Annotated in this window: 18 protein-coding genes; 10 read left to right on the top strand and 8 right to left on the bottom strand. The window is 71.0% G+C overall.

What is annotated here, in order from left to right:
• Positions 1-59: 59 nt before the first annotated feature.
• From D0Z67_RS20700 to cimA, 5 genes are all read left to right on the top strand, one after another.
• A complete protein-coding gene (locus D0Z67_RS20700; protein ID WP_031181757.1) occupies positions 60-725 on the top strand; it encodes a maleylpyruvate isomerase N-terminal domain-containing protein in 666 nt (221 codons plus the stop codon).
• 250 nt (positions 726-975) lie between these two features.
• On the top strand, positions 976-1,107 hold the full coding sequence (locus D0Z67_RS30425; protein ID WP_086690483.1) for a hypothetical protein: 132 nt from the start codon (positions 976-978) through the stop codon (positions 1,105-1,107).
• A gap of 77 nt (positions 1,108-1,184) precedes the next feature.
• Complete coding sequence (locus tag D0Z67_RS20710; protein ID WP_031181758.1) at positions 1,185-2,228, top strand: 3-isopropylmalate dehydrogenase; 1,044 nt, start codon at positions 1,185-1,187, stop codon at positions 2,226-2,228.
• A 288-nt stretch (positions 2,229-2,516) separates the two neighbouring features.
• Positions 2,517-3,605 (top strand): branched-chain amino acid aminotransferase, encoded by a 1,089-nt coding sequence (locus D0Z67_RS20715; RefSeq protein WP_031181759.1) that lies wholly within the window; start codon positions 2,517-2,519, stop codon positions 3,603-3,605.
• A gap of 355 nt (positions 3,606-3,960) precedes the next feature.
• The gene (gene cimA, locus D0Z67_RS20720) at positions 3,961-5,565 is read left to right on the top strand and encodes a citramalate synthase (protein ID WP_031181760.1); all 1,605 of its coding nucleotides are present in this window, start codon (positions 3,961-3,963) and stop codon (positions 5,563-5,565) included.
• Positions 5,566-5,581: 16 nt separating this feature from the next.
• On the opposite strand, the gene D0Z67_RS20725 is transcribed toward cimA, so the two are convergent.
• Together D0Z67_RS20725 and D0Z67_RS20730 are read right to left on the bottom strand one after the other, a co-directional pair.
• Entirely contained in the window at positions 5,582-6,238 is a 657-nt protein-coding gene (locus D0Z67_RS20725) for a GPP34 family phosphoprotein (RefSeq protein ID WP_031181761.1), read from the bottom strand.
• Between the two features lie 79 nt (positions 6,239-6,317).
• Positions 6,318-8,186 carry a ricin-type beta-trefoil lectin domain protein gene (locus tag D0Z67_RS20730; RefSeq protein WP_031181762.1) on the bottom strand — a complete coding sequence of 623 codons (1,869 nt, stop codon included), beginning with the start codon at positions 8,184-8,186 and terminating at the stop codon, positions 6,318-6,320.
• Between the two features lie 246 nt (positions 8,187-8,432).
• On the opposite strand from D0Z67_RS20730, the gene D0Z67_RS20735 reads away from it, so the two are divergent.
• Both D0Z67_RS20735 and D0Z67_RS20740 read left to right on the top strand, forming a co-directional pair.
• Complete coding sequence (locus D0Z67_RS20735) at positions 8,433-11,456, top strand: glycoside hydrolase family 3 protein (RefSeq protein ID WP_031181763.1); 3,024 nt, start codon at positions 8,433-8,435, stop codon at positions 11,454-11,456.
• 60 nt (positions 11,457-11,516) lie between these two features.
• Positions 11,517-12,893: a hypothetical protein gene (locus D0Z67_RS20740; RefSeq protein WP_031181764.1), complete on the top strand. Its 1,377-nt coding sequence runs from the start codon at positions 11,517-11,519 to the stop codon at positions 12,891-12,893.
• Between the two features lie 94 nt (positions 12,894-12,987).
• Here the strand turns inward: D0Z67_RS20740 and D0Z67_RS20745 are convergent, their stop codons facing one another.
• Positions 12,988-13,587 carry a YceI family protein gene (locus tag D0Z67_RS20745; protein WP_031181765.1) on the bottom strand — a complete coding sequence of 200 codons (600 nt, stop codon included), beginning with the start codon at positions 13,585-13,587 and terminating at the stop codon, positions 12,988-12,990.
• Between the two features lie 250 nt (positions 13,588-13,837).
• Between D0Z67_RS20745 and D0Z67_RS20750 the strand changes: the two genes are divergently transcribed.
• The 3 genes from D0Z67_RS20750 (at position 13,838) to D0Z67_RS20760 (ending at position 16,412) form a co-directional block, all read left to right on the top strand.
• On the top strand, positions 13,838-14,335 hold the full coding sequence (locus tag D0Z67_RS20750; protein ID WP_031181766.1) for a hypothetical protein: 498 nt from the start codon (positions 13,838-13,840) through the stop codon (positions 14,333-14,335).
• A gap of 278 nt (positions 14,336-14,613) precedes the next feature.
• Positions 14,614-16,197 (top strand): acyl-CoA carboxylase subunit beta, encoded by a 1,584-nt coding sequence (locus D0Z67_RS20755; RefSeq protein ID WP_031181767.1) that lies wholly within the window; start codon positions 14,614-14,616, stop codon positions 16,195-16,197.
• A gap of 23 nt (positions 16,198-16,220) precedes the next feature.
• On the top strand, positions 16,221-16,412 hold the full coding sequence (locus D0Z67_RS20760; RefSeq protein ID WP_031181768.1) for an acyl-CoA carboxylase subunit epsilon: 192 nt from the start codon (positions 16,221-16,223) through the stop codon (positions 16,410-16,412).
• A gap of 65 nt (positions 16,413-16,477) precedes the next feature.
• On the opposite strand, the gene D0Z67_RS20765 is transcribed toward D0Z67_RS20760, so the two are convergent.
• From D0Z67_RS20765 to D0Z67_RS20785, 5 genes are all read right to left on the bottom strand, one after another.
• Entirely contained in the window at positions 16,478-19,489 is a 3,012-nt protein-coding gene (locus D0Z67_RS20765) for an NACHT domain-containing protein (RefSeq protein ID WP_031181769.1), read from the bottom strand.
• Positions 19,490-19,586: 97 nt separating this feature from the next.
• On the bottom strand, positions 19,587-20,168 hold the full coding sequence (locus tag D0Z67_RS20770; RefSeq protein WP_030793786.1) for a GTP-binding protein: 582 nt from the start codon (positions 20,166-20,168) through the stop codon (positions 19,587-19,589).
• Positions 20,149-20,721: a DUF742 domain-containing protein gene (locus tag D0Z67_RS20775; RefSeq protein WP_031181770.1), complete on the bottom strand. Its 573-nt coding sequence runs from the start codon at positions 20,719-20,721 to the stop codon at positions 20,149-20,151. The genes D0Z67_RS20770 and D0Z67_RS20775 overlap by 20 nt, the downstream gene beginning before the upstream one ends.
• 93 nt (positions 20,722-20,814) lie before the next feature.
• The gene (locus D0Z67_RS20780) at positions 20,815-21,228 is read right to left on the bottom strand and encodes a roadblock/LC7 domain-containing protein (protein WP_005479603.1); all 414 of its coding nucleotides are present in this window, start codon (positions 21,226-21,228) and stop codon (positions 20,815-20,817) included.
• 10 nt (positions 21,229-21,238) lie between these two features.
• Positions 21,239-24,658 carry a sensor histidine kinase gene (locus D0Z67_RS20785; protein WP_031181771.1) on the bottom strand — a complete coding sequence of 1,140 codons (3,420 nt, stop codon included), beginning with the start codon at positions 24,656-24,658 and terminating at the stop codon, positions 21,239-21,241.
• Positions 24,659-24,879: the final 221 nt, after the last annotated feature.

The following is a 24,879-nucleotide window of genomic DNA, read 5'->3' on the forward strand; positions in this document are numbered from 1 at the left end:
CCCGCCCCGAACGGGTTCGCCGGGCCGTCGTGCTGTCCGGCCGCTGCTAGCGTCCGCCCATGGACGACAGCTTCTCCGCATCCTGGTCGGCTCTGCCGGCGGCGGTCGCGGGCCTCGCCGACGACGACTTCGGCCGGCCCTCCGGCTGCGTGGGCTGGCTGGTCCGGGACCTGGTGTGCCACCTCGTCATCGACGCCCAGGACGTCCTGATCACCCTCGCCACCCCGGCCGGCACCGCGCCGACCCGCGACGCGGCGACGTACTGGACCGTCGGCCACACCCCGCCCACCGGCGACGACCCCCTGGACGCCCTCACCGTCCGGCTGGCGGCGGCCTACCAGGACCCGGCCCTGCTGCGGTTCCACCTGGACGACGTGGGCTCCGCCGCCGGCCGCGCGGCCCGCCTCGCCGACCCGGCCGCCCGCGTCGGCACCCAGGGCGAGGTCCTCACCGCCGGGGACTACCTCTCCGCGTACGTCCTGGAGTGGACCCTCCACCACCTGGACCTGACCGCCCACCTGCCGGACGCCCCGCCCCCGCCCCCGCCCCCGGAGACCCTGGCCGAGGCCCGCGCGCTGCTGGAGCGCGTGACCGGCGAGCACTTCCCCGCCGCACTGTCCGACCCGGACGCCCTCCTCGTCGCCACCGGCCGCCGGGCCCCGACGCCCGCCGAGCGGACCGCCCTCGGCCCCCTGGCCGCCCGCCTGCCGTTCGTCATCGGCTGAGCCCCCGCCGGAAAACCGCAGGTGAGGCGAGGCGCCGTCTCAGATAGTAGGAAGTCCGAGTAACCATGCAGACAGGCGCGGCCCGGTCCCTTAGCTTGGGATGAGCCGAACGAATCGCTCCATCCAGCGAACGGCGGTAGCGAGCCGCGCCCCGCGCAGGCAACCCCTGCGGCGTGTGCTCCCCGCCCCTTCCGGCGTCTCACAGCTCACCGCTGCCGTGCAACCACTCTGTCGAAGGAGTCGATTTCCCATGGCCGAGACGACCGTCCGCCGCCGCGTGCGCCACGCCTCCCGCTCGAACGACACCGACCGCGCCCAGGCCGCCGCCGCCCTCCAGCGCGCCCTCGACCGCCGGGACAACGGCGGCGAGACCGGCCACTGAGCCGTACCGGCCGCCACCGCTGTCCGTATCGCGGACAGTCCGTGTCATCACCTGGGACGCCGGAGTAGGGTGCCGACATGTCTCGCAGCATCGATCTCGCAGTGATCCCGGGTGACGGCATCGGCCAGGAGGTCGTGGCCGAAGGTCTCAAGGTCCTCTCCGCCGTCCTTCCTCAGGACGTGAAGCTGGAGACCAAGGAGTACGACTTCGGCGCCCGGCGCTACCGCGCCACGGGGGAGACCCTCACCGACGCCGACCTCGACTCCCTCAAGGCCCACGACGCCATCCTGCTCGGCGCCATCGGCGACCCGTCGGTGCCGTCCGGCGTGCTGGAGCGCGGCTTCCTGCTGAAGCTCCGGTTCGCCTTCGACCACCACGTCAACCTGCGCCCCTCCAAGCTGCTCCCCGGCGTCGCCACCCCGCTCGCCGGCCAGCCGGAGATCGACTTCGTGGTGGTCCGCGAGGGCACCGAGGGCCCCTACACGGGCAACGGCGGCACCATCCGCACCGGCACCGAGCACGAGGTCGCCACCGAGGTCTCGGTGAACACCGCCTACGGAGTCGAGCGTGTCGTCCGGGACGCCTTCGCCCGCGCCCAGGCCCGCCCGCGCAAGAAGCTCACCCTGGTCCACAAGAACAACGTGCTCACCTTCGCCGGGCACCTGTGGACCAACATCTTCAACAAGGTGGCCGAGGAATTCCCCGAGGTCACCACCGAGTACATCCACGTGGACGCGGCCACCATCTACCTGGTGACCGACCCCGCGCGCTTCGACGTGATCGTCACCGACAACCTCTTCGGCGACATCATCACCGACCTCGCCGCGGCCGTCTCCGGCGGCATCGGCGTGGCCGCGTCGGGCAACATCAACCCGGCCCGCACGTACCCGTCCATGTTCGAGCCGGTGCACGGCTCCGCCCCGGACATCGCCGGACAGGGCAAGGCCGACCCCACCGCCACGGTCCTCTCCGTCGCCCTGCTGCTGCGCCACCTCGGGTACGACACGGAGGCCGACCGCGTCGACACGGCCGTGGCCGCCGACCTCACCGAGCGCGTGGACCTGCCGCCGCGCACCACCGCCGAGATCGGCGACGCGCTCGTAGGCCGGGTAACCGGCTGACCCGCAAGGCCCCCTGAAAGGGCCGCCGGGTCGCCTCAGGCGCCCGGCGGCCCTTTGTCGTACCCGCGCCGGATGCCACCATCGAGCACCGGGTCGTATTCACCCCGATTCCTTCCGGGGCCCCCGCCGCGCGATAATCGAACGCGGAGCCGCGATATGAGGGAATGCCCGGACGGCGTGAGCGCGGCCCGCCACCACCGGTGCCGCGCCCTGCCGGGGGTGACCCGAGGCACCGGCCGCCCCGCCGGAACCGCCCGTCCCACGCCAGGAAGAGAAGGTCTGCCGCCCATGACGACGCCCACGATCGAGCTCAAGCCCTCCGCCCACCCGCTCGCCGCCGCGGAGCGCGAGGCGATCCTGACCAGCCCCGGCTTCGGCCGCAGCTTCACCGACCACATGGTGACGATCAAGTGGACCGAGGGCCGCGGCTGGCACGACGGCCAGCTCGTCCCGTACGCGCCGATCCCGCTCGACCCGGCCACCAACGTCCTGCACTACGCCCAGGAGATCTTCGAGGGCCTCAAGGCGTACCGGCAGCCCGACGGCACGGTCGCCACCTTCCGGCCCGAGCAGAACGCCCTGCGCTTCCAGCGTTCCGCGCACCGTCTGGGCATGCCCGAGCTGCCGGTGGAGACCTTCCTCGAGGCGTGCGACGCGCTGATCGCCCAGGACATCGACTGGGTGCCCGCGCACGGCGGCGAGGAGTCCCTCTACCTGCGCCCCTTCATGATCGGCACCGAGGTCGGCCTGGGCGTGAAGCCGTCCAACGAGTACCTCTTCCTCGTCATCGCCTCCCCGGCCGGCGCCTACTTCCCGGGCGGCGTGAAGCCGGTGTCCATCTGGGTCTCCGAGGAGCGCGTCCGCGCCGTCCCCGGCGGCATGGGCGACGCCAAGACCGGCGGCAACTACGCGGCCTCCCTGCTCGCCCAGGCCGAGGCGGCCGCCAGGGGCTGCGACCAGGTCTGCTACCTCGACGCCGTCGAGCACGAGTGGGTCGAGGAACTGGGCGGCATGAACCTGTTCTTCGTGTACGGCAACAAGATCGTCACCCCCACCCTGACCGGCTCCATCCTGGAGGGCGTCACCCGTGACTCCCTGCTGGCCGTCGCCCGCGACCTCGGTTACGAGGCCGAGGAGGGCCGCATCTCCCTCGACCAGTGGCAGCGCGACACCGAGAACGGCACCCTCACCGAGGTCTTCGCCTGCGGCACCGCCGCCGTGATCACCCCGGTCGGCACCGTCAAGCGGTCCGGCGCCGAGTGGCGGCAGAGCGACGGCGAGCCCGGTGAGGTCACCCTCCGCCTCCGCGAGGCCCTGCTCGACATCCAGCGCGGCAAGAGCGAGGACCGGCACGGCTGGATGCACCGCATCGGCTAGTCACCCTTCGGCGGGACCGCCCCGGAGGCTCCTGGGCGGTCCCTTTCCGGACCACGCGGGCCCGCATGGTGAGACACCCCGTGGGACGGCGGGGTTCTGTGCCAGACTTTCCCCGTGCTCTCGCTCACCATGATTATGGGCAGCAGGCGCGCCGGTCCGCAGTGACCACCTCGCACGACCACATGCGGGTGGCACCGTCGTCCTCGACCCGCGCGCAGACCTCTCGCACCCGCGAGGGGTTTTTTCGTTTTCCGGCCCAACCGCAGCCGGGGGCGGAGCGCGAGGGACCATGGGGGGAACGGTGGAGCCGGTCATTTCCGGTAAGACCGACATTCACAACAGGAGCCTTCAGACCATGACCGCAACCAGCGAGCTCGACGATTCGTTCCACGTCTTCGACACCACGCTGCGCGACGGCGCGCAGCGCGAGGGCATCAACCTCACCGTCGCGGACAAGCTGGCCATCGCACGGCACCTGGACGACTTCGGCGTGGGCTTCATCGAGGGCGGCTGGCCCGGCGCCAACCCGCGCGACACCGAGTTCTTCGCCCGCGCCCGCGAGGAGCTGCGCCTGAAGCACGCGGTACTCGTGGCCTTCGGCGCCACCCGCCGCCCCGGCGCCAAAGCCGCCGACGATCCGCAGGTCAGAGCGCTGCTGGAATCCGGCGCCCCCGTCGTCACGCTGGTCGCCAAGGCCCACGACCGGCATGTGGAGCTGGCGCTGCGCACCACCCTCGACGAGAACCTGGAGATGATCCGGGACACCGTCGCCCACCTGCGCGCCGAGGGCCGCCGGGTCTTCGTCGACTGCGAGCACTTCTTCGACGGCTACCGCGCCAACCCCGCCTATGCCAAGGCGGTCGTCCGCACCGCCTCCGAGGCCGGCGCCGACGTGGTCGTCCTGTGCGACACCAACGGCGGGATGCTCCCGGCGCAGATCAGCGCCGTGGTCGGCACCGTCCTCGCCGACACCGGCGCCCGGCTCGGCATCCACGCCCAGGACGACACCGGCTGCGCCGTCGCCAACACCCTCGCCGCCGTGGACGCGGGCGCCACCCACGTCCAGTGCACGGCCAACGGCTACGGCGAACGCGTCGGCAATGCCAACCTCTTCCCCGTGGTCGCCGCGCTGGAGCTGAAGTACGGCAAGAAGGTCCTGCCCGACGGCCATCTGCGCGAGACCACCCGGATCTCGCACGCCATCGCCGAGGTCGTCAACCTCACGCCCTCCACCCACCAGCCCTACGTGGGTGTCTCCGCCTTCGCCCACAAGGCCGGCCTGCACGCCTCCGCGATCAAGGTCGACCCGGACCTCTACCAGCACATCGACCCCGAGCGGGTCGGCAACACCATGCGGATGCTCGTCTCCGACATGGCCGGACGCGCCTCGATCGAGCTGAAGGGCCGGGAACTCGGCGTCGACCTCGGCGGCGACCGCGCCCTGGTCGGCCGGGTCGTCGAGCGCGTCAAGGAACGCGAGCTGAAGGGCTACACGTACGAGGCCGCCGACGCCTCCTTCGAGCTGCTGCTGCGCGCCGAGGCCCAGGGCGCTCCGCTGAAGTACTTCGAGGTGGAGTCCTGGCGGGCCATCACGGAGGACCGCCCCGACGGCACCCACGCCAACGAGGCCACGGTGAAGCTGTGGGCCAAGGGCGAGCGGATCGTCGCCACCGCCGAGGGCAACGGCCCGGTCAACGCCCTCGACCAGGCGCTCCGGGTCGCGCTGGAGAAGATCTACCCGCAGCTCGCCAAGCTGGAGCTGGTGGACTACAAGGTCCGCATCCTGGAGGGCGCCTCCGGCACCCGGTCCATCACCCGCGTGCTGATCTCCACCAGCGACGGCGCGGGGGAGTGGTCCACGGTCGGCGTGGCGGAGAACGTCATCGCCGCCTCCTGGCAGGCGCTGGAGGACGCCTGCACCTACGGGCTGCTGCGCGCGGGCGTCGAACCGGCCGAGTAGCGGGCGCCGGCGGCGGTCAGGGGGCGCGCCAGACGTTGTCGAACGCGTCCTCCTCGATCCGCCGCCGCTGCCGTACCCCCTCCAGCTCGGTCAGCGCCTCGCCGAGGGCGGCGAGGACGACCGCCACCCGGTCGTCCACCGTGTCGGCCTTGTCCTTCTCGGCATTCTCGGCGCTCTCGGCGTGCTCGGCCGTGGTGGCCGTCTCCTCGTGGTCCGGTTCCTCGATGCCGAGGGCGGCGGCGAGGCCCACCAGGAGCGGCTCGTGCCGGGCCCACCGGTCGGCCGCGTGCCGCCGGGCCTCGGAGTCGATCCGGTCCACCGAACGGTCGGCGCGCCGGAACAGCTGGCGCAGGCCCGAGCCCGAGGGCTCGGTGTGCTCCAGCTCGTCGCGGTAGGCGGCGGACAGCCCGTCCCCGCGCCGCCACAGCCAGTCCTCGGCGCTCTCGTACGGCTCCGTCCGGATCAGCGAGGCGGCCGCCTTGTCCAGCATCGGGTCGCCGGTGAGATGACCGGAGACGGGGACGACCTGCTCGTCCCGCAGGGTGACGACCTGGGCGAAGAGCAGGTCCAGCAGCTCCGCCGCGGCCAGCGCCAGCGACAGATCCCCCTGCTCCACGGGCCGGTCGGCGGGTACGTCCAGCGCGACGAACAGCAGATCCTGCGGTGTGGTCATCTCGGGCTCCCCGGTCACGGTCGGTACGGCGCGGGTACCACCATCGCCCGCGCCGGAAACCCGGGACCGCCCGCCTCGGCTACCTCAGCGTCCACTTCTGGTTGGCCGCCCCGGTGCACGACCATATCTGGGCCCGTGCCCCGTTCGCCGAGGAGTTGTCCGTGACGTCCAGGCACTTGTCCGCGGCGGTGTTCACCACGTCCCCGGTGGCCGTGTTGTACGACCAGCGCTGGGCGCCGGTGCCGTTGCAGTCGTAGAGCTGGACCTTGGCGCCGTTCGCGGTCGACGCGGAGACCACGTCCAGGCACTTGCCGAGCGCCCGGACCGAGCCGTCGGCGGCGACCGTCCACTGCTGGGCGGTGCTGCCGTTGCAGTCGTAGAGCTGGACCGCCGTGCCGTTGGCGCTCGAACCGCCCGCCACGTCCAGGCACTTGCCCGTGAGCCCGGCGAAGGCGCCGGTGCGGGAGCTGTCGCCGGACTGGCCGCCGGCCCAGGTGAAGGTGGCCGAGGTGCGCGCGGGCAGCGTGTAAGTGGCGTGCTGTGCGCCCCAGTTGATGGTCACCTGCTTGGCCGAGCCGGCCCCGTTGTACGCGATCAGCGCCTTGCTGCCGTCCGGGTTGCGCCAGGCCACGTTGGGCACGGCGGAGGACGCGGTGGAGGCGATGCGCTGGGCGCCGGGGCGGACGAACTTGGTGAGGTGGCCCATGTCGTAGTACTCGACGGTGTAGTCCACGCTCCCGCTGCGGCCGTCGCCGTTGTGCACGGTGACCAGGCCGGTGCAGGTACCGCAGCCGCCGTTGTGCGGGCCCATGTTCTGGTCCACCGCGAGGGACCACTTGGTCACCGACTTCGCCCAGTTGCGGGTGTAGTTGATGATGTCGGAGAGGTCCTCGCGCTGCTGGTCGGCGATCCAGGTGCCGCCGGAGTGCTCGGTGGCGAAGGCGTCCAGCGCGGGGTACTGGTTGTGTACGGCCGTCTGCTTGGTGACGTCACCGCCGTAGCCGTGCCAGGCGATGCCGCCGAAGTTGGGGTGGCTGCGCACGGCCGCGTCGTCCACGGTCTGGGCCGCGTAGGAGTCGTAGGTGTCCCAGTTCCAGTCGTGCGCGAGCACCTTGGTGGAGAGCCCGGCCTGCTGGAGCTTGGGCAGCAGCTCGCTCTTGGTGAAGTAGGCGAGCCCGCTGGCGTTCCAGCTCATCGAGGGGTAGCCCGAGCAGCAGGTCGGCTCGTTCTGCGCGGTGACGTAGGAGACGGGCACGCCCTGGTCCCGGTAGCCCTGGAGGTACTTCACGAAGTACGAGGCGTAGGCGCCGTAGTCCTCCGCCTTCAGCCAGCCGCCGTTGAGCGAGCCGCTGTCCTTCATCCACGCCGGGGCGGTCCAAGGGGACGCCATCACGGTGAGGTCCGGGTTGAGCTGGCGGGCCTGTTTGGTGAGCGGGAGGACGTCCGCCAGGTCGTGGGCCAGGGAGAACTTGGCGAGCGAGGGGTCGGTCTGGCCGGCCGGCACGTCGTCGTAGGTGTAGCCGGAGCGGGCCAGGTCGGAGGCGCCCATCGGGTTGCGCAGGAAGGACAGGCCGATGCCGTCCGTGGGGGAGAACAGCTTGCGCATGGTGGCGTCCCGGGTCGCCTGGGACAGGGCGCCGCTGCTGTTCATCAGCCAGGCGGCGGTGTCGGTGAAGGAGGCCCCGCCGCCGGTGAAGGTCTGGTAGCGGGTGTTCTCGTCCACCGTGATGTTCTCGCCGCCGCCTCCGGCGCCGGCCGAGAAGGCGAACGGCGTCTGCGGCTCCAGACCGCGTACGACATGCCGTCCGGCGGAGTCGTCGGTGGTGGTCAGCCAGGCCGTGACCGGCTCACCGGCCGCGTGCGCGGCGGGGGTGGCCAGCGTGGTGATCCCGGCCGTCGTCAGCAGCGCGGCCAGCAGCAGCCGGGCCGGACGCAGGGGTCGTCTCATGGGGCGCCGCCCTTCGAAGAGGTGGGGGGAGGGGGCAACAGCGGCGTGCGAGCCGTGAGTAAATGACGGCTCCGGGGCCGCGTCAAGGGGTCGCGCATTCAGAAGCCGAACGCACAACTCAGATGAATCTTGAGCGAGTTGACGCAGCGTCACGTCACGTGCGAAGGGTTGACGGGGATCAGGGGACCCCAGTTCACTCAAGCCGTGAGCTAAGTCATGAGTGATCCCAGAGCCGAGGGAAGGTCCATGCGCAGAACCGCCCTGCTCGTCTCCACCGCTCTGCTGACCGCACTGCTCCCGCTGGCCGGAGGCATCGCCACCGCCTCCGGCGCCGACGGTCCCGACCCGGCACCCGTGCCGGTCGACCGCTTCGAGGGCGAGGTGCCCTTCGCCGCCCAGCCCGCCGAGGGCATCTTCACCTGGGGCGGCGACAGCGACGACCCGCCCACCCTGGCGCTGACCGCCCGCCCGGATGCCCCCGAGGGCGCCAAGGTGCTGAGCGGAAGCTACGACATCAGCGGCTACGGCGGCTTCACCCACGACTACGCCGCCACCGCCCCCGCCCACGACTGGTCCGCCCACCGGGGCATCCGCCTGTGGTGGGAGGGACATAACAGCGGCAAGAAGATCACCTTCGAGATCAAGGACGGCGGTGCGCACGGCGAGGCGTCCGAGCTGTGGACGACCTCCTTCGCCGACGACTTCACCGGCTGGAAGCGGATCGAGCTGCCGTTCTCCGCGTTCACCTATCGCACGGACTACCAGCCCGTCGGCGGCATCGACCACGTCCTCGGCCTCACCCGGATGTGGGGCTACGCGGTCACGCTGCCCACCGGCGTCAAGGGCCGCTTCGCCATGGACGGCGTCGAGCTGTACGGCGCCGCCGACCCGGCGCTGCGCGCCTCCGTCACCACCGACGCGGCCGTCCGTCCGGTCGAGGAGGGCGGTACGGCGAGCGTCCGCGTCACCCTGGCCACCACCGACGCGGCTCCCGTCACCTCGCCGGTCACCGTCGCGTACGCCACCGGCGAGGGCACCGCCCGCCCCGGCAAGGACTACACCCCCGTCTCCGGCACCCTCACCTTCCCGGCCGGCACCCCCTCCGGGACCTCCCGGACGGTGAGGGTCACCACCCTGAAGGACCGCACCGCCGAGTCCGCCGAGACCATCCCGCTCGGGCTCACCGTCACCGGCGCCAAAGCCCCGGCGGAGAACCCGAAGATCGTCATCGACGCCCACGGACTGCCGTACCTGGACGGCAAGTTGCCGGTGCGCAAGCGGGTCGCCGACCTGCTCGGGCGGATGTCGCTCGCGGAGAAGGCCGGGCAGATGACCCAGGCCGAGCGCGGCGCGGTCTCCGACCAGAACGACATCGCCGCCTACGACCTGGGCTCACTGCTCTCCGGCGGCGGCTCCACGCCCACCCCGAACACCCCGGCCGCGTGGGCGAAGATGATCGACGGCTTCCAGCTGCGCGCCCAGGCCACCCGGTTCCAGATCCCGCTGATCTACGGCGTCGACGCGGTCCACGGCCACAACAACCTCACCGGCGCCACCGTCCTGCCGCACAACATCGGCATCGGCGCCACCCGCGACCCCGAACTCGCCCAGCGCGCGGGTGCGGTGACCGCCTCCGAGGTCCGCGCCACCGGCATTCCCTGGGACTTCGCGCCCTGCCTGTGCGTCAGCCGCGACGAACGCTGGGGCCGCTCCTACGAGTCCTTCGGTGAGGACCCGGCGCTGGTGAAGTCGATGGAGACCGTGATCCAGGGCCTCCAGGGCCGCGCCGACGGCCGCGACCTGGCCCGCGCCGACAAGGTGCTGGCCACCGCCAAGCACTTCGTCGCCGACGGCGGCACCGCCTACGGCTCCTCCACCACCGGCACCTACACCGTCGACCAGGGCGTCTCCACCCTCACCCGGCAGCAGCTGGAGGCCGTCCACCTCGCGCCCTACCAGGACGCGGTCGACCGGGGGGTGGGCACCGTGATGCCCTCGTACTCCTCGCTCGACGTGGTCGGCGACGGACGCGGCCCGGTCAAGATGCACGCCCGCGCCGACATGATCAACGGCGTGCTCAAGGGCCGCATGGGCTTCGACGGGTTCGTCATCAGCGACTGGAACGCCGTCGACCAGCTCCCCGGCGACTACCCGACCCAGGTCCGCACCTCGGTCAACGCGGGCGTCGACATGATGATGGTCCCCTATACCTATAAGGAGTTCACCGCGGCCCTGACCGCCGAGGTGAAGGCCGGCCGGATCAGCGAGCGGCGGATCGACGACGCCGTCTCCCGCATCCTCACCCAGAAGTTCCGCCTCGGACTCTTCGAGCACCCCTACGCCGACACCTCCGGCGCCGCCGCCATCGGCTCCCCGGCGCACCGGGCCGTCGCCCGCGAGGCCGTCGCCGAGTCCCAGGTGCTGCTGAAGAACTCCGGCGACCTGCTGCCGCTGCGCAAGAGCCAGAAGGTGTACGTCGCCGGGTCCAACGCCGACGACATCGGCAACCAGTCCGGCGGCTGGACCATCACCTGGCAGGGCTCCTCCGGCGACATCACCAAGGGCACCACCATCCTGGCCGGCATCCGCGAGGCCGGCGGGAAGGTCACCTACTCCAAGGACGCCTCCGCGCCGACGGCCGGGAACGACGTGGGCGTGGTCGTCGTGGGGGAGACCCCCTACGCCGAGGGTGTCGGGGACGTGGGCAACGGCCATGAGCTGACCCTGTCCGCCGCCGACCGGGCCACCGTGGACAAGGTGTGCGGCGCCATGAAGTGCGTGGTCCTCACCGTCTCCGGCCGCCCGCTGCTCATCGGCGACCGGCTCGGGAAGATCGACGCCCTGGTGGCGTCCTGGCTGCCGGGCACCGAGGGCGCCGGCGTGGCCGACGTGCTCTACGGCAAGCGGCCCTTCACCGGCCGGCTCCCCGTGACCTGGCCGCGCGGCGTGGCCCAGCTGCCGATCAACGTCGGCGACAAGGCGTACGACCCGCAGTACCCCTACGGATGGGGCCTGACCACACGGGCCGCGTCCAAGGCCAGTGCGCTGGCCACACTCGGCAAGGCGGCCGCCACCGCCGAGCGCCGGCACGACGACCGCCGGGGGCGTGACCTTGTGAACCAGGCCCGGCTGATCGTCCAGCAGAAGGTGGGCCAGCGGATCACGGCGGCCGTGTCGAAGCCCTTCGCCGAGGCCGACCACGCGCTGGTGACCGGACGGTACGGAGAGGCACTGATCAAGCTGCTCCAGGCGTACCGGGCGGCCCGCTGACCAGCACGACAAGTCCGTACATCTGACCGAACAGGGGAGGCTTCGGGTAGCGTCGGGAGCATGAAGGCCGTGCTCCCGCCCCGCGCCCGAAGCCTCCCCGCGCTCGTCCTCGCGGCGCTGGCGCTGGCCCTGGTGCCCCTGTTCGCGTTCGCACCCGCCGCCAGTGCCGTCACCAGCGCCTCCACCATCGGCCAGGCCCTGCGCAAGAGCCCGGTCTACGTCGACCCGGCCGCCTCCGGGCAGCTCTCCCGTGCCGACGCCGACGCCCTCGCCAAGAAGATCAAGGACGCCGGCAAGCCGGTGTTCGTCGTGGTCCTCCCCGCCGATTACCCGACCCGGAGCGTCCTGCGCGACGTGCGTGCGGCCACCGGCATCACCGGTCTGTACGGCATCCGGGTCGGCGACCGCTTCGCCGCCGGAGCCGACCCCTCGGTCATCTCCGCCACCGCCCGGCAGAACCTGGTCTCCAGCGTGCAGGGTGAGGGCGCCAAGGCCCAGCTCACCGACTTCACCGACCGCGCACTGGACACCGTGCGCGGCCACGCCCCCTCCACCTGGGGCTCCTCCGACAACGGCGGCGGGGTCTCCACCACCGCGCTGATCGTCGCCGGGGCGGTCGTGGTGGCGGGCGGCGCCGGGGTCTACACCCTCAGCCGTCGCAACCGCCGCCGCCGCGAGGCGGAGCAGCAGGCCGCGCTGGAGCGGCTGCGGGTCGTCGTGGACGAGGACATCACCGCCTTCGGCGAGGAACTCGACCGCCTCGACTTCCAGCCCGGCGAACCCGGCGCCGACGACGCGATGCGCACCGACTACGAGAACGCGCTCAACGCCTACGACGACGCCAAGCGCCGCATGGCCGAGGCCCGCAAGCCGGAGGACGTCCGCGGGGTCACCGAGGCGCTGGAGGACGGCCGGTACTCGCTGGCCGTGCTCGCCGCCCGCCGGGAGAAGCGGCCGCTGCCCGACCGGCGCCCGCCCTGCTTCTTCGACCCCCGGCACGGCCCCTCCGTCACCGACGCCGCCTGGACCCCGGCCGGCGGCAGCACCCGTGAGGTGCCGGTGTGCGCGGCCGACGCCAACCGGCTCGCCGACGGCCACGAACCGGCCGCGCGCGAGGTGGAGACCGAGTACGGCCGCCGCCCCTACTGGGACGCGGGTCCCGCCTACGGCCCCTGGGCGGGCGGCTACTTCGGCGGCGGCCTGCTGCCCGGCCTGCTCGCGGGCACCCTGCTCGGCGGCATGATGTCCACCCCGTCCTACGCGGCCGACTTCGGCGGCGGATACGGCGACTTCGGGGACCAGGGCGGTTTCCAGGGCGGCGACATGTCCGGTACCGACTTCGACCCCAGCGGGTTCGGCGACGGCTTCGGCGGCGGGGACTTCGGCGGGGGCGGCGACTTCGGGGGCGGCGGGGACTTCGGCGGCGGAGGCTTCTGAGCCCTGCGGAGTCCTGACGCGCGTGAGCGCCCCGTTCCCTCCCGTCAGGGAGGAGCGGGGCGCTCGTGCGTGGTGCGGCCGGACCGCCGTCGGCTCACGCGTTCTTGATGGCCGACACGTCGAAGTTGAGCTTGATCTTGTCGGAGATCAGCACGCCGCCCGTCTCCAGGGCCGCGTTCCAGGTCAGGCCCCACTCCGAGCGCAGCAGCTCGGCCTTGCCCTCGAAGCCGACGCGCTCGTTGCCGAACGGGTCGGTGGCCGCGCCGTTGAACTCCAGGTCGATGGTGATCGGCCGGGTCACGCCGAGGATGGAGAGGTCACCGGTGACGCGGTAGTCGTCGCCGCCGAGGGACTCCGCGCCCGTGGAGCGGAAGGTCATCGTCGGGAACTCGTCCGTCTTGAAGAAGTCGGCGGACTTCAGGTGGGTGTCGCGGTCGGCGTTGCCGGTGTCGATGCTGTCCATCACCACGTCGAGCGTCGCGGTGGACTTGGCCGGGTTCTCGCCGTCCAGGTGCAGCGCGCCGGTGAACTCCGTGAAGCTGCCCTTGACGTTGGTGACCATGGCGTGCCGCGCGGTGAAGCCGATCGAGGTGTGCGCGGGGTCGATGGTGTAGTCGCCGGTCAGCGTGGCGAGGCCGCTGCCCGCGGCGGCGGTGGTCTCGGGGGTGCTGTCCTTGCGGCCGAAGATACCCATGGTGTGCTCCTTGAGAGTCGTAGCGGGGAGTCGGCGAGGAGTCTGTTTAACGTTCAACAAACTCGACGTGTGCCACCGTAGACCCATTCAGTTCGGTTTTCAACCATCATCCGATGCGTGTTTTCAGTCTCGCGCGGAGTCACCGCCGACGCCCTCTGGCGGACGCGCGTAGAACTCAGGCACCATCTGTCTGCACCACCTGCACAGCCGCCCCACAGCAAGCACGGCCAACCGCAGGAAGGGTCAATTCATGAAGGTCCGCTCCGTCCTGACCGCGCTCGCCCTCGTCGTCGCCCCGGGCGTCGCCGTGGTCGGCACCGCATCCGACGCCTTCGCCGTCTCCAAGATCAGCCACGCCACCGCCACCCAGATGTTCCGCGACGTCGGCCTGACCTGGTCGTCCTCCGGCGGCTGCTCCGACCGGCAGAACTCCACCTGTACGTCGTTCGACCAGCTCAACCTCTCCACCGCCCAGGGGGCCCAGACCCTGAAGCGGTCCAGCGGCTGCGCGCTCAACATCACCGGCGGTACCGAGGTGGGCCACGCCTCCGGCACCTACTCGCACTACAACGGCTACAAGCTGGACTTCGGCAAGGTCTCCTGCATGACCTCGTACATCAAGAACAACTTCAGCTACATCGGGCTGCGCGGGGACGGTGCGCCGCAGTACCAGTCCGGGTCGGGCAACATCTACGCCGACGAGGGCAACCACTGGGACGTCCTCTACTACAACTGCGGCGGCTGCTGAGCCGACGCGCGCCGGACGGCGGAAGGTAGGGTGGCGAAGGCGCCCCGTTCCGCCGTCCGGGTGTCTCCGTGTCACTCCGGGGATGGCATGTCCCACCCAGGAATCCGAGGGGCTGTGACACCCCCCACTTTGTGGCAGCCCTACAAAGACGGCGCCCTCTGAGCAGTCGGAACGCCTGCATCGCGGCCCGGTTCTGTTCGGTCGTACCAGGAAAACGCTCCGGAGACTGTACGGAGTCGACGGCCTGGTTTTCGCGTGGTCCTTCGTATGGTCACTACATGACCGTTTTGGAAGAGACGACGGGTGAGCCGGCGGACGCGCGCGGGCGGGTCGCCGAGCTGCACGTGATCCGGGCGCAGGCCATGGCGGGCCCGAGCGAGAAGGCGACCGAGGCGCAGCACGCCAAGGGCAAGCTGACCGCCCGGGAGCGCATCGAGCTGCTGCTGGACCCGGGCTCCTTCCAGGAGGTCGAGCAGCTGCGCCGGCACCGCGCCACCGGCTTCGGCCTGGAGGCCAAGAAGCCGTACACCGACGGTGTCATCACCGGCTGGGGCACGGTGGAGGGCCGCACGGTCTTCGTCTACGCCCATGACTTCCGCATCTTCGGCGGCGCGCTGGGCGAGGCCCACGCCACCAAGATCCACAAGATCATGGACATGGCCATCGCGGCCGGTGCCCCGCTGGTCTCGCTCAACGACGGTGCCGGCGCCCGTATCCAGGAGGGCGTCTCCGCGCTCGCCGGGTACGGCGGCATCTTCCAGCGCAACACCAAGGCGTCCGGCGTCATCCCGCAGATCTCCGTGATGCTCGGCCCCTGCGCGGGCGGCGCGGCCTACAGCCCCGCCCTCACCGACTTCGTCTTCATGGTCCGCGAGACCTCGCAGATGTTCATCACCGGCCCGGACGTCGTCAAGGCGGTCACCGGCGAGGAGATCACCCAGAACGGCCTCGGTGGCGCCGACGTGCACGCCGAGACCTCCGGCGTCTGCCACTTCGCGTACGACGACGAGGAGACCTGCATCGCGGAGGTGCGCTACCTCCTCTCGCTGCTCCCGCAGAACAACCGCGAGAACCCGCCGCGCGTGGAGTCCTCCGACCCCGCCGACCGGCGCGGCGACGTGCTGCTCGACCTGGTCCCGGCCGACGGCAACCGGCCCTACGACATGACCAAGGTCATCGAGGAGCTCGTCGACGACGGCGACTACCTGGAGGTCCACGAGCGCTGGGCCCGCAACATCCTGTGCGCCCTGGGCCGCCTCGACGGCCAGGTGGTCGGCATCATCGCCAACCAGCCGCAGGTGCTGGCCGGCGTGCTGGACATCGAGGCGAGTGAAAAAGCTGCGCGCTTCGTGCAGATGTGTGACGCTTTCAATATCCCGATCATCACGCTGCTGGACGTGCCGGGCTTCCTCCCCGGTGTCGACCAGGAGCACGGCGGGATCATCCGGCACGGCGCGAAGCTGCTGTACGCCTACTGCAACGCGACCGTGCCGAGGATCTCGCTCATCCTGCGCAAGGCGTACGGCGGCGCCTACATCGTGATGGACAGCCAGTCCATCGGCGCCGACCTCACCTACGCCTGGCCCACCAACGAGATCGCCGTGATGGGCGCCGAGGGCGCGGCCAACGTCATCTTCCGCCGCCAGATCGCCGACGCCGAGGACCCCGAGGCGATGCGGCAGAAGATGGTCAAGGAGTACAAGGCCGAGCTGATGCACCCGTACTACGCGGCGGAGCGCGGCCTGGTCGACGACGTGATCGACCCCGCCGAGACCCGCGAGGTGCTGATCAGGTCCCTGGCGATGCTGCAGTCCAAGCACGCCGACCTGCCCTCCCGCAAGCACGGCAACCCCCCGCAGTGACCGAGACCCCGGAGACCACCGCCATGACCAGTGCCGACATCCGCGTCGAAAAGGGCCTCGCCGACCCCGAGGAAGTGGCCGCCATAACGGCCGTCCTCCTCGCCCGCGCCGCCGCCCGCCCCGCCGAGGCCCCGTCCCACCGCCCCCGCCCCCGCGCGGGCTGGCGCCGCCTGGAGCGAGAAGGCGGCTTCCGAGCCCCGCACAGCTGGCACTGAGCCCCACCACACCCCACAGGGCCCCGTCTCTCCCCTCGGAGAGGCGGGGCCTCGGCGTTCGTCCGTCAGCGGATGAGTACTCGGAGGTCCGGCGCCCGCAGCGGCTCCATGTCGGCAGGGAGAACGCAGTGGCTCAGGCCCACGATCCCTTGCCGGAGCGGGAACCGCTGGAGGCTGGACACGTCGATGTTGGCGAGATCCAGATAATTGAGCTCGGGCAGCGTAGCCAGAGTGTGGAATCCGGAGGGTAGGCACGGTTCGTCGGCGTTCAGATACACGTACTCAATGCACGGGTGATCGGCGACAAAGGAGATGTCTGTACCGGGCAACGCTCCGAACATGGACAGTGCGTGCAGCGTTGGGGCCAGAGGCAGACCTTCGAGGACAGGAATGTCTTCGAGAACGAACCTCAGACTGACGAGCCCGTTCATACGCTCCAGGATGGCTTGCCCCTTCAGGGGGCCGACGGACATGAGACTGAGTATGGACAGGGTGTCATGCGAGGCCAACGGGGAAAGATCAGCACCGCTCTGCACCTCCTCCACATCGAGTTCGGTGAGCGGGGGAAGCCGTTCCAACTCCATGAACTCCGCGAAGGGATAAGTGATCCTCAGCCTGGAGACCGGCAGCCGGGACGCCGCGCGCACCTGTCCGGAGTGCGAAATGCCGAGCACATGCTCCTCAAGGGGCAACGCTGAGAGGATCGCGTCGGCGTACGCGTCGGCATCGAAGTAACGCCACGCTGAAATCAGTGCCCTGGTGACCTCATGGCGCTCGTCGCCGGAGTACTCGGTCAGCAGTCCCAGCGCCTCGGGACCGCCGATCAGCGATGTCGTCCGGATCGTCTGGATGGCCTGATTGTCCGTCAACCCCGCAAGTGAGCGCGGTAGCTTGCGCAGCAGGCTCGTTCCTACCGCCGCCAGCCCGGCCGGGTCCGTGGTCCGGCGAGGCGGCAGCAGTGCGCGCACCGCCGCGTCCACGCGCCCCGCCAGCTCCTGGGACAGCTGCGGCACCGTCTCCTGGCAGGATGCCGCCAGCAGGCGCAGCTTTCGCGCGTACCGGGGTTCGGCGGTGGCCCGGTCCAGGATGCCTCCCAGCAGCTCCTCCCGCTGCGGCCGATTCGCGTGGCCCGCCGCCATGATGATCGTCTCGCGCCACAGGTCCAGGTGGGCTCGCTCGACCAGGTTGCCGATGCGGTCCTCTTCGGCGGCCTCCTCCGCCGCCAGGTACTCCTGGAAGGTGCGGTGGACGAAGTCCAGGCGGCCGAGGGTGGGGGAGCGGAGGATGCCGGAGCGGGCGCGGAGGCTTTCCAGGACCGCTCTGCCGTCCTCCTCGTCCAGGTGCCGCATCCCCGCCAGCTTCCGGCCGACGTGGACCGCGGCCTGGTCCAGGGAGATCTCGCTGCGGTTGTTGTCCGAGAGGCGCCACGCGAGGTCCCGCAGCAGGACCACCTTGTCGCCCAGGCTCAGCCCGCTGTCCACCGCGCTCGGCACATTCCGGTCCGCGTCCCGCTCGTGGACCAGCGTGTGGAGGGCGTTGCGGTACAGCTCCATACGGTCGCGCGGAAGCTGACTGCCCCGGTTGAGGTGCATCGCGCACAGCATGGCCGCCAGCAGCGGAGTCCCCGCCAGGGATTGGAGGTGCGGCCGGTCCTTCAGGCTGTTCAGCAACGACTGCTCGTACCGCGGAAGTTCGTCCACCGGGCACGGCAGCTCCTCGCCCAGCTCACGCACCGCCTGATGCCACTGCCGGACGAATGCCGCCAGGTCGGGCGGCGTCATCCGGTCCAGGTGCAGCGCGGTGAACTTCTCCCGGCGCAGCCAGTCCGCGCCCGCCGCCGCCGGACGCGAGGTCACCACCATCCGCACGTCGGGATACGCGGCCAGCAGCTTGCGCAGCCACTCCCTTACGCCTCGCCGCTCGGCGTCGAGGAGCTCGTCCACCCCGTCGATCAGCAGCAGCGCCCGCCCGTCGGTCAACTGGCGCTCCACCCACGCCTTCGGCATCACCCCGGTGATCTGCCCGGCCACCGAGTCGAGCATCGCCTCCGGCGCTGGCAGCGCCCGCCCGCTGTACTCCCGCAGCTTCACGAAGACCGGCGTCAGACCGTTCCAGCCGGCCAGCTCCCCGGTGAACGCGCCCCGCGCCGCCGTGACCGCCAGCCACTGCAGCAGCGTGGTCTTGCCGGACCCCGCCTCACCCCGGAGCAGCACTCGTGTAGGCCCGCCGAGCGCGGCCTCCACCCGCATCCCGGCGCCCTCGCCCCCGGAGTTCTCCCAGTCGCTCATGTCCGGCCGGAGCAGCGGCAGCGCACGCCGCGCCCCCTCGCGCCGCCCCCGTATCTCGTCCCCCGTCGCCCGCAGGCTGACGTACGCCACCGAGAGCCGCACTTGCGCCCCCGCCTGGTCCGAGGTGCGCCGGAACAGCTCCACCTCGTCCAGGGTCGTGCTGACCAGCTCCAGATACCGGCGCCGGAACTCGCCGTCCCGGTCCGTGCCCTCGGGTGCGAACAGCGACCGGTCGGGCAGCCGTTGCAGCACCCGCGCGATCTCCGCGCCCAACGACGTAGTCCGCGCCAGCAGTTCACTGAGCGCCCGCTCCTCGAAGACGGGCAGCCCCCGCACGATGCGCACGTAGTACTCGACGCACTCCGCGAACAGCATCTCGTACAGCCGGGTCTCCGCCTCGCCGAGGCCGACCGGCGGACGTGCCGCCCCCGTGAGCCGCCGCACGATCTCCGCGGGCCTCGCGTCCGCCGCCAGGATCGCCTCGTCGGAGAGGTCCGCCGCCGCGAAGGTGTCGCACACCGCGTCGATCGCGGCCTGGCGGCTGTTCTCCTCCATGCCGGGGAACTCGCGCTCCAGGAACGGGGCCAGCCGGTCGTAGACCGCGTCGGCCATCTCGTCGAACTGCCGCTCCACACCCCGCTGGAAGCGCAACCCGGACACCCGCACCCGGATCAGCTCGGACATGTCCATCCGGCGCTCCTGCTCACGGCGCTTGCCCCCGAGCCACATCTGGGCGGCCGCCTTCGCCACGGTCGAACCCAGCCGCAGCGCCGCTGTCTCCCCCACCATCGCATCCCCCTCCATGCCACAGGAGGACCAGTGTGGCAGCGGGGTACGACAAAGGGGCCCCTTCCGGTGTGGAAAGGGGCCCCTTGACGTGGAGCGGCTACCGCAGGCGGGCCATCAGCGCGTGTTCGACCAGGGTGATCAGGGCGCTCTTGGCGTCCGCGCGGTGGCGGGCGTCCGTGGTGATGATGGGGGCGTCCGGGCCGATCTGGAGGGCCTCGCGGACCTCGTCGGGGTTGTAGGGCTGGTTGCCGTCGAAGCCGTTGAGGGCGATGACGAACGGCAGGCCCGAGTTCTCGAAGTAGTCGACCGCGGGGAAGCAGTCGGCCAGGCGCCGGGTGTCGACCAGCACGATGGCGCCGATGGCACCGCGTACGAGGTCGTCCCACATGAACCAGAAGCGGTCCTGACCGGGCGTACCGAAGAGGTACAGGATCAGGTCCTGGTCCAGGGTGATGCGGCCGAAGTCCATGGCCACCGTGGTGGTGGTCTTGTCCCCGGTGTGGGTGAGGTCGTCGATGCCCGCCGACGCGGACGTCATGACGGCCTCGGTACGCAGCGGGTTGATCTCCGAGACGGCCCCCACGAACGTGGTCTTGCCCACGCCGAAGCCGCCCGCCACCACGATCTTCGCGGAGGTGGTGGAGCGGGAAGGACCGCCGCTAGAGCTTGCGAAGTCCACTGAGCACCCTTTCGAGCAGTGTCACGTCTGGCTGGCCGCCGGCGTTCTCGTCGCCGCCGGGCTGATGGATGGCGACCAGGCCCGCCTCCGCCAAGTCGGCGACGAGAATCCTGGCCACGCCGAGGGGGATCGTGAGCAGGGCCGAGATCTCGGCCACCGACTTGATCTCCCGGCACAGGTTGCAGATCCGCTGATGCTCGGGCAACTGCCCCTGCATCTGGTGCGGTGCTGCGGTGGTGTGCACCAGCGCCTCGATGGCGAGCTGGTAGCGCGGGCGGGTCCGGCCGCCGGTCATGGCGTACGGACGCACCAAGGGGTTGCTGGCGCCGGTCGAGGCGGCCGCGGGCTCCTGGCGCCGCGGCGGCTGTACCGGCTGGATGCGCGGGGCCGACGGCTGGTCGTACGGCGAAGGGCCGGGGCCCTGCGGCGCGTACGGCTGCCTGCGGTCCGGGACGGAGGGAAAGTCGTATCCGTTCGCCGAGCCGCCGTCCTGTCCCTGTGCGGGACCGTACGACCAGTTGCCCGAAGACGGACCGCCTGGGGGTGTTGCCACTTTCTCCTCCTCCGACTGTGCCGGGCACCATCGCTGTGGAGCCGCGTCCCAAGACCTTACGGCCCCGGGACGCGAACGCGCACCGTCCGCTTGTTAGTTGAGAAGGCTGCCCTGGAGTTCCGCCCGGAGATCCGGGGTCAGGACCGTGCCCGCACGGTCCACCAGAAGGGCCATCTCGTACCCGATGAGGCCGATGTCCGCCTCCGGGTGGGCCAGGACCGCGAGCGACGAACCGTCGGATACGGACATGATGAACAGGAATCCCCGCTCCATCTCCACAACCGTCTGGTTCACGCTGCCCCCCTCGAAGATGCGGGAGGCGCCTGCCGTCAGGGACGTCAGACCGGATGCGACGGCCGCGAGCTGGTCGGCGCGGTCGCGGGGGAAGCCTTCGGACATCGCCAGAAGGAGTCCGTCGGCGGAGACCACCACGGTGTGGGACACACCCGGAGTGTTGTCCACGAAGTTGGTGATCAACCAGTTAAGGTTCTGTGCCGCCTGGCTCATCGGGCTCACACTAACGCTCCTGGTCGTAGGTGCTGTCAGGCCCACCGTGCTGATGGTTGGTGGCCTGGCCGTTCGTTTCACTGCCTGCGCTGCGTCCGCGCTGGACGCCTCGACGCAGGTTGCTCAGCCTGCCCCGGACATCCTCCGGGGCGCGGGAGACCTGTGGGCCCCCCTGAGGGGTGCTCTCGGCGGTGCCCTCGACCAGATTGGCCTTGGGTACCCGCCGCGGCAGGCCGGAGGACGTGACCCCGCCCGCCTTGGGCTTGCGCAGCTGCGAAGCCTGCTGCCAGCGCTCGTCGTTCGCCGAGCGCCAGTCGTCGGGGCCGGTGCCCGCCGCGGCCGGAGCCTCCTGGCCGCCGTGCGACGCGCCGCCTGCTCCGGCGGAGCCGTTCAGCCCGCCCGAACCGTTCAGCCCGCCCGAACCGTTCAGTCCGCCCGAGCCGTTCGACCCGTTCGGGCCGTGCAGCCCGTTGGAGGCGAGGCCGCTGGAGCCCAGTCCGCCCGAACCGTTCACGTTCAGGCCGCCGGAGCCGCCCTGCGGGGCCGAGCCGCCCGCACCACCGCGGCGGGGCAGACCCGCGTTGGTGACACCGCCCGCGGCCGGACCGCCCGGCGCCGGACGCTCGAAGCCTCCGTGGCCGTTGGACCCCAGGTCACCGGGGTCGGCGGCCTGCTCCTGCTCCGGCTCGCCAGCGTACTGGGCGGGGTAGCCGTTCTGGAAACCGTTCTGCTGGGGCCAGTCGTCCTGGAAGGACTGCTGCCGGTTGTCGTACGAGCCGCCGAAGGCGTCACCGGCAGGCGTGTTCTGGCCCTGCTGGGGGTAACCCGACTGCGGGAAGCCACCGTTGGCGGAGAAACCGTCGTTCTGCGGGACGGAGCCGTCCTGCCCGAAGTACTGCTCGTCGTAGGCGGGCTGCTGCTGCTCCTGGTACGCCTGCTGGTCCTGGTAGGCGTCCGGCCGGCGCTGCTCGGGGAAGCCGGAGCCGTTCTCGGCGTAACCGCCGGGCGTCTGGCCGAAGCCGTCCTGGTAGCCAGGGCGGCCGCCCTCGGCGCCGTCCTGCTGGCCGGGGTGCGCCTGGGCCTCCAGGGCCGCCCGGCGCTCCTCGCGCTCCAGGGAACGGCCGACCGGGTCCAGACCGCGCAGGTCGTCGGGCACCTCGGTGTAGCGGCTGTCGTCGAAGCCCAGCTCCGCCGCCGTGCGCATCGGCTGGGCCGGCGCCTGCGGCTGGGGGCTGAAGCTCTCGCCGCCGAACTGCTGCTCCGGGATGATCTGCGAGACCGTGAACTCCTCGCGGTCCAGCTGCGTCTCGCCGCCACCACCGTGGGTGATCGCGTCGGGCAGCATGACCAGGGAGGTCGTACCGGCCTGCTCGCCCGAGGGGCGGAGCTGGACGCGGATGCCGTGCCGGTCGGACAGCCGGCCGACCACGAACAGACCCATGCGCTGCGAGATCGCGGCGTCCACGGTCGGCGGGTTGGCCAGCTTGTGGTTGATGTCCGCGAAGTCCTCGGCGGTGAGGCCGATGCCCTTGTCGTGGATCTCGATCATCACGCGGCCGTCGGGGAGACGGGTCGCGGTGACGCGGACCTTGGTCTGCGGGGAGGAGAACGTGGTGGCGTTCTCCAGCAGCTCGGCGAGCAGGTGCACGAGGTCGGTGACCGCGCGGCCGTGGATCTCGGCCTCCGGGACGCCGGACAGCTCGATGCGCTCGTACTGCTCCACCTCGGAGGAGGCGGCGCGCAGCACGTCGACCAGCGGGACCGGCTGGTCCCAGCGGCGGCCGGGCTCCTCGCCGGCGAGGACCAGCAGGTTCTCGCCGTTGCGGCGCATACGGGTGGCCAGGTGGTCCAGCTTGAAGAGGTTCTCGAGCTGGTCCGGGTCGGCCTCGTTGTTCTCCAGGTCGGTGATGAGGGTCAGCTGGCCCTCGATCAGCGACTGGTTGCGGCGCGACAGGTTGGTGAAGATCGCGTTGATGTTGCCCCGCAGCAGCGCCTGCTCGGAGGCGAGCCGCACCGCCTCGCGGTGGACCTGGTCGAAGGCGCGGGCGACCTCGCCGATCTCGTCCTTGGTGTGGATCGGGATCGGGGCGACCCGGGTGTCGACCCGGCCGGGGTCGGTACGGGAGAGCTGGTCGACCAGCATCGGCAGCCGCTGCTCGGCGATGCCGAAGGCGGCGTTGCGCAGCTGGCGCATCGCGCGGCTCATCTGACGGGCGACCGTACCGGCCAGGATGAAGGCCAGCAGCAGGACCAGGATGACGGCGACACCGGTGATGATCGCGGAGTTGCGCGCGTCGTCGGCGATGGCGGAGGCGTCGCTCACCGCGCGGCCGGCCATGTCGGACTCGATGGAGCGGTACGCCTTGAACTTCAGCGTGTTGACCGCCCACCAGTTGGCCGGGGTGATGCCCTGCACGGCGAGCTGCTGCCGCTCCACCGGGTCGGTCGAGCTGAGCTGGACCACCGCGGCGACCATCTTGGTCGGGTCCGACGGCGGCGCCTTGTAGGAGGGGTCCTTGGCCTTGGCCTCGGCGACCATCGCGGCACCCTGGTTCTGGATGTCGCGCTTCTCCTGCTCCAGCCGGTCGGCGTCGGCCTGGGTGCCACCGCCGATGTACTCACCGGAGGCGATGCCCTCCAGGTAGGCGTAGGAGGAGAGGGCCACGCGCTGGCTCGCCAGGTTCGGCGCGTCCGGGCCCGGCTTGATCAGCATGTGCATGCCGATCGCGCGCTCCAGGGACAGCGCCGACTTCGTCAGGGAGACCGCGTAGACGGTACGGCCGTAGGACGTGATGTTCCCGGTGCCCAGGCCCAGCTCGTTGGCGAACTCCATGAGCGGGTGGGCGACCTTGACGTAGCCCTCCTCGGTCTGGACGCCGGTGAACTTCGGGCCGTAGGCGCCCGCGCGCAGCGTCTGGAGGAAGGGCTCGGACTCGCGGAAGAGCTTGAGGCGGCGCTCCAGACCGGGCTTGGCCGGCATGTTCTGGGCCGCCCGGTTGAAGGCGGCGGCGGCCTGGTCGGTGTTCTTGCGGGCCGCGTCGACCGTCGCCTTGTCCTGCGCGGTGGCCGCCTTGCCCTTGAGCAGGGGAGCGGCGCTGCTGTCACGTTCGTTGTAGAGCGCGTCGGCGTAGGAGAGGGACGCCTGCACCAGGACCGCGGTGTTCTCCGCGTCCTGGGCGTCCTGCCAGGTGTCGATCGAGTGCTTCACCTGGAAGCCGCCCATGACGAGGGCGACCAGCACGGGTATGAGCAGGATCGCGTTCAGCCTGGTCGGCACACGCCAGTTGCGCGGGGAGAAGCGGCCCCCGCTGGACCCGGAAGCGGCCTCCGGCTCCGGTCCGGCCACCACGGGGGTGGGCGCCGCAGCGCGCGGCGGCGGGGTGAAGTTGCCCCGTGCCGACGGCTCGGGACCGTTCTTGCTTCGCCTCACTCGACCAACAACCTCTCGGCGGGTCGGCACCTGTCGTGCCGCAGTCTCTCAGAGCCCGGTTCCTCTTCGACCACTCAGTACGTCTTTGACCCCTGGGCAGTTCAGGCATTCCAGCATGTCGACCTGGGCAGTAACAAACGGAGGTGGCGCCGTTGTAAGCAGCAGATAAAACGGGTCATTACCGAGCGAGCCCCGCAAAAGGCAAGGGCTTTGTGAGCGCA

It is taken from the genome of Streptomyces seoulensis, assembly GCF_004328625.1.
Taxonomy (GTDB): domain Bacteria; phylum Actinomycetota; class Actinomycetes; order Streptomycetales; family Streptomycetaceae; genus Streptomyces; species Streptomyces seoulensis.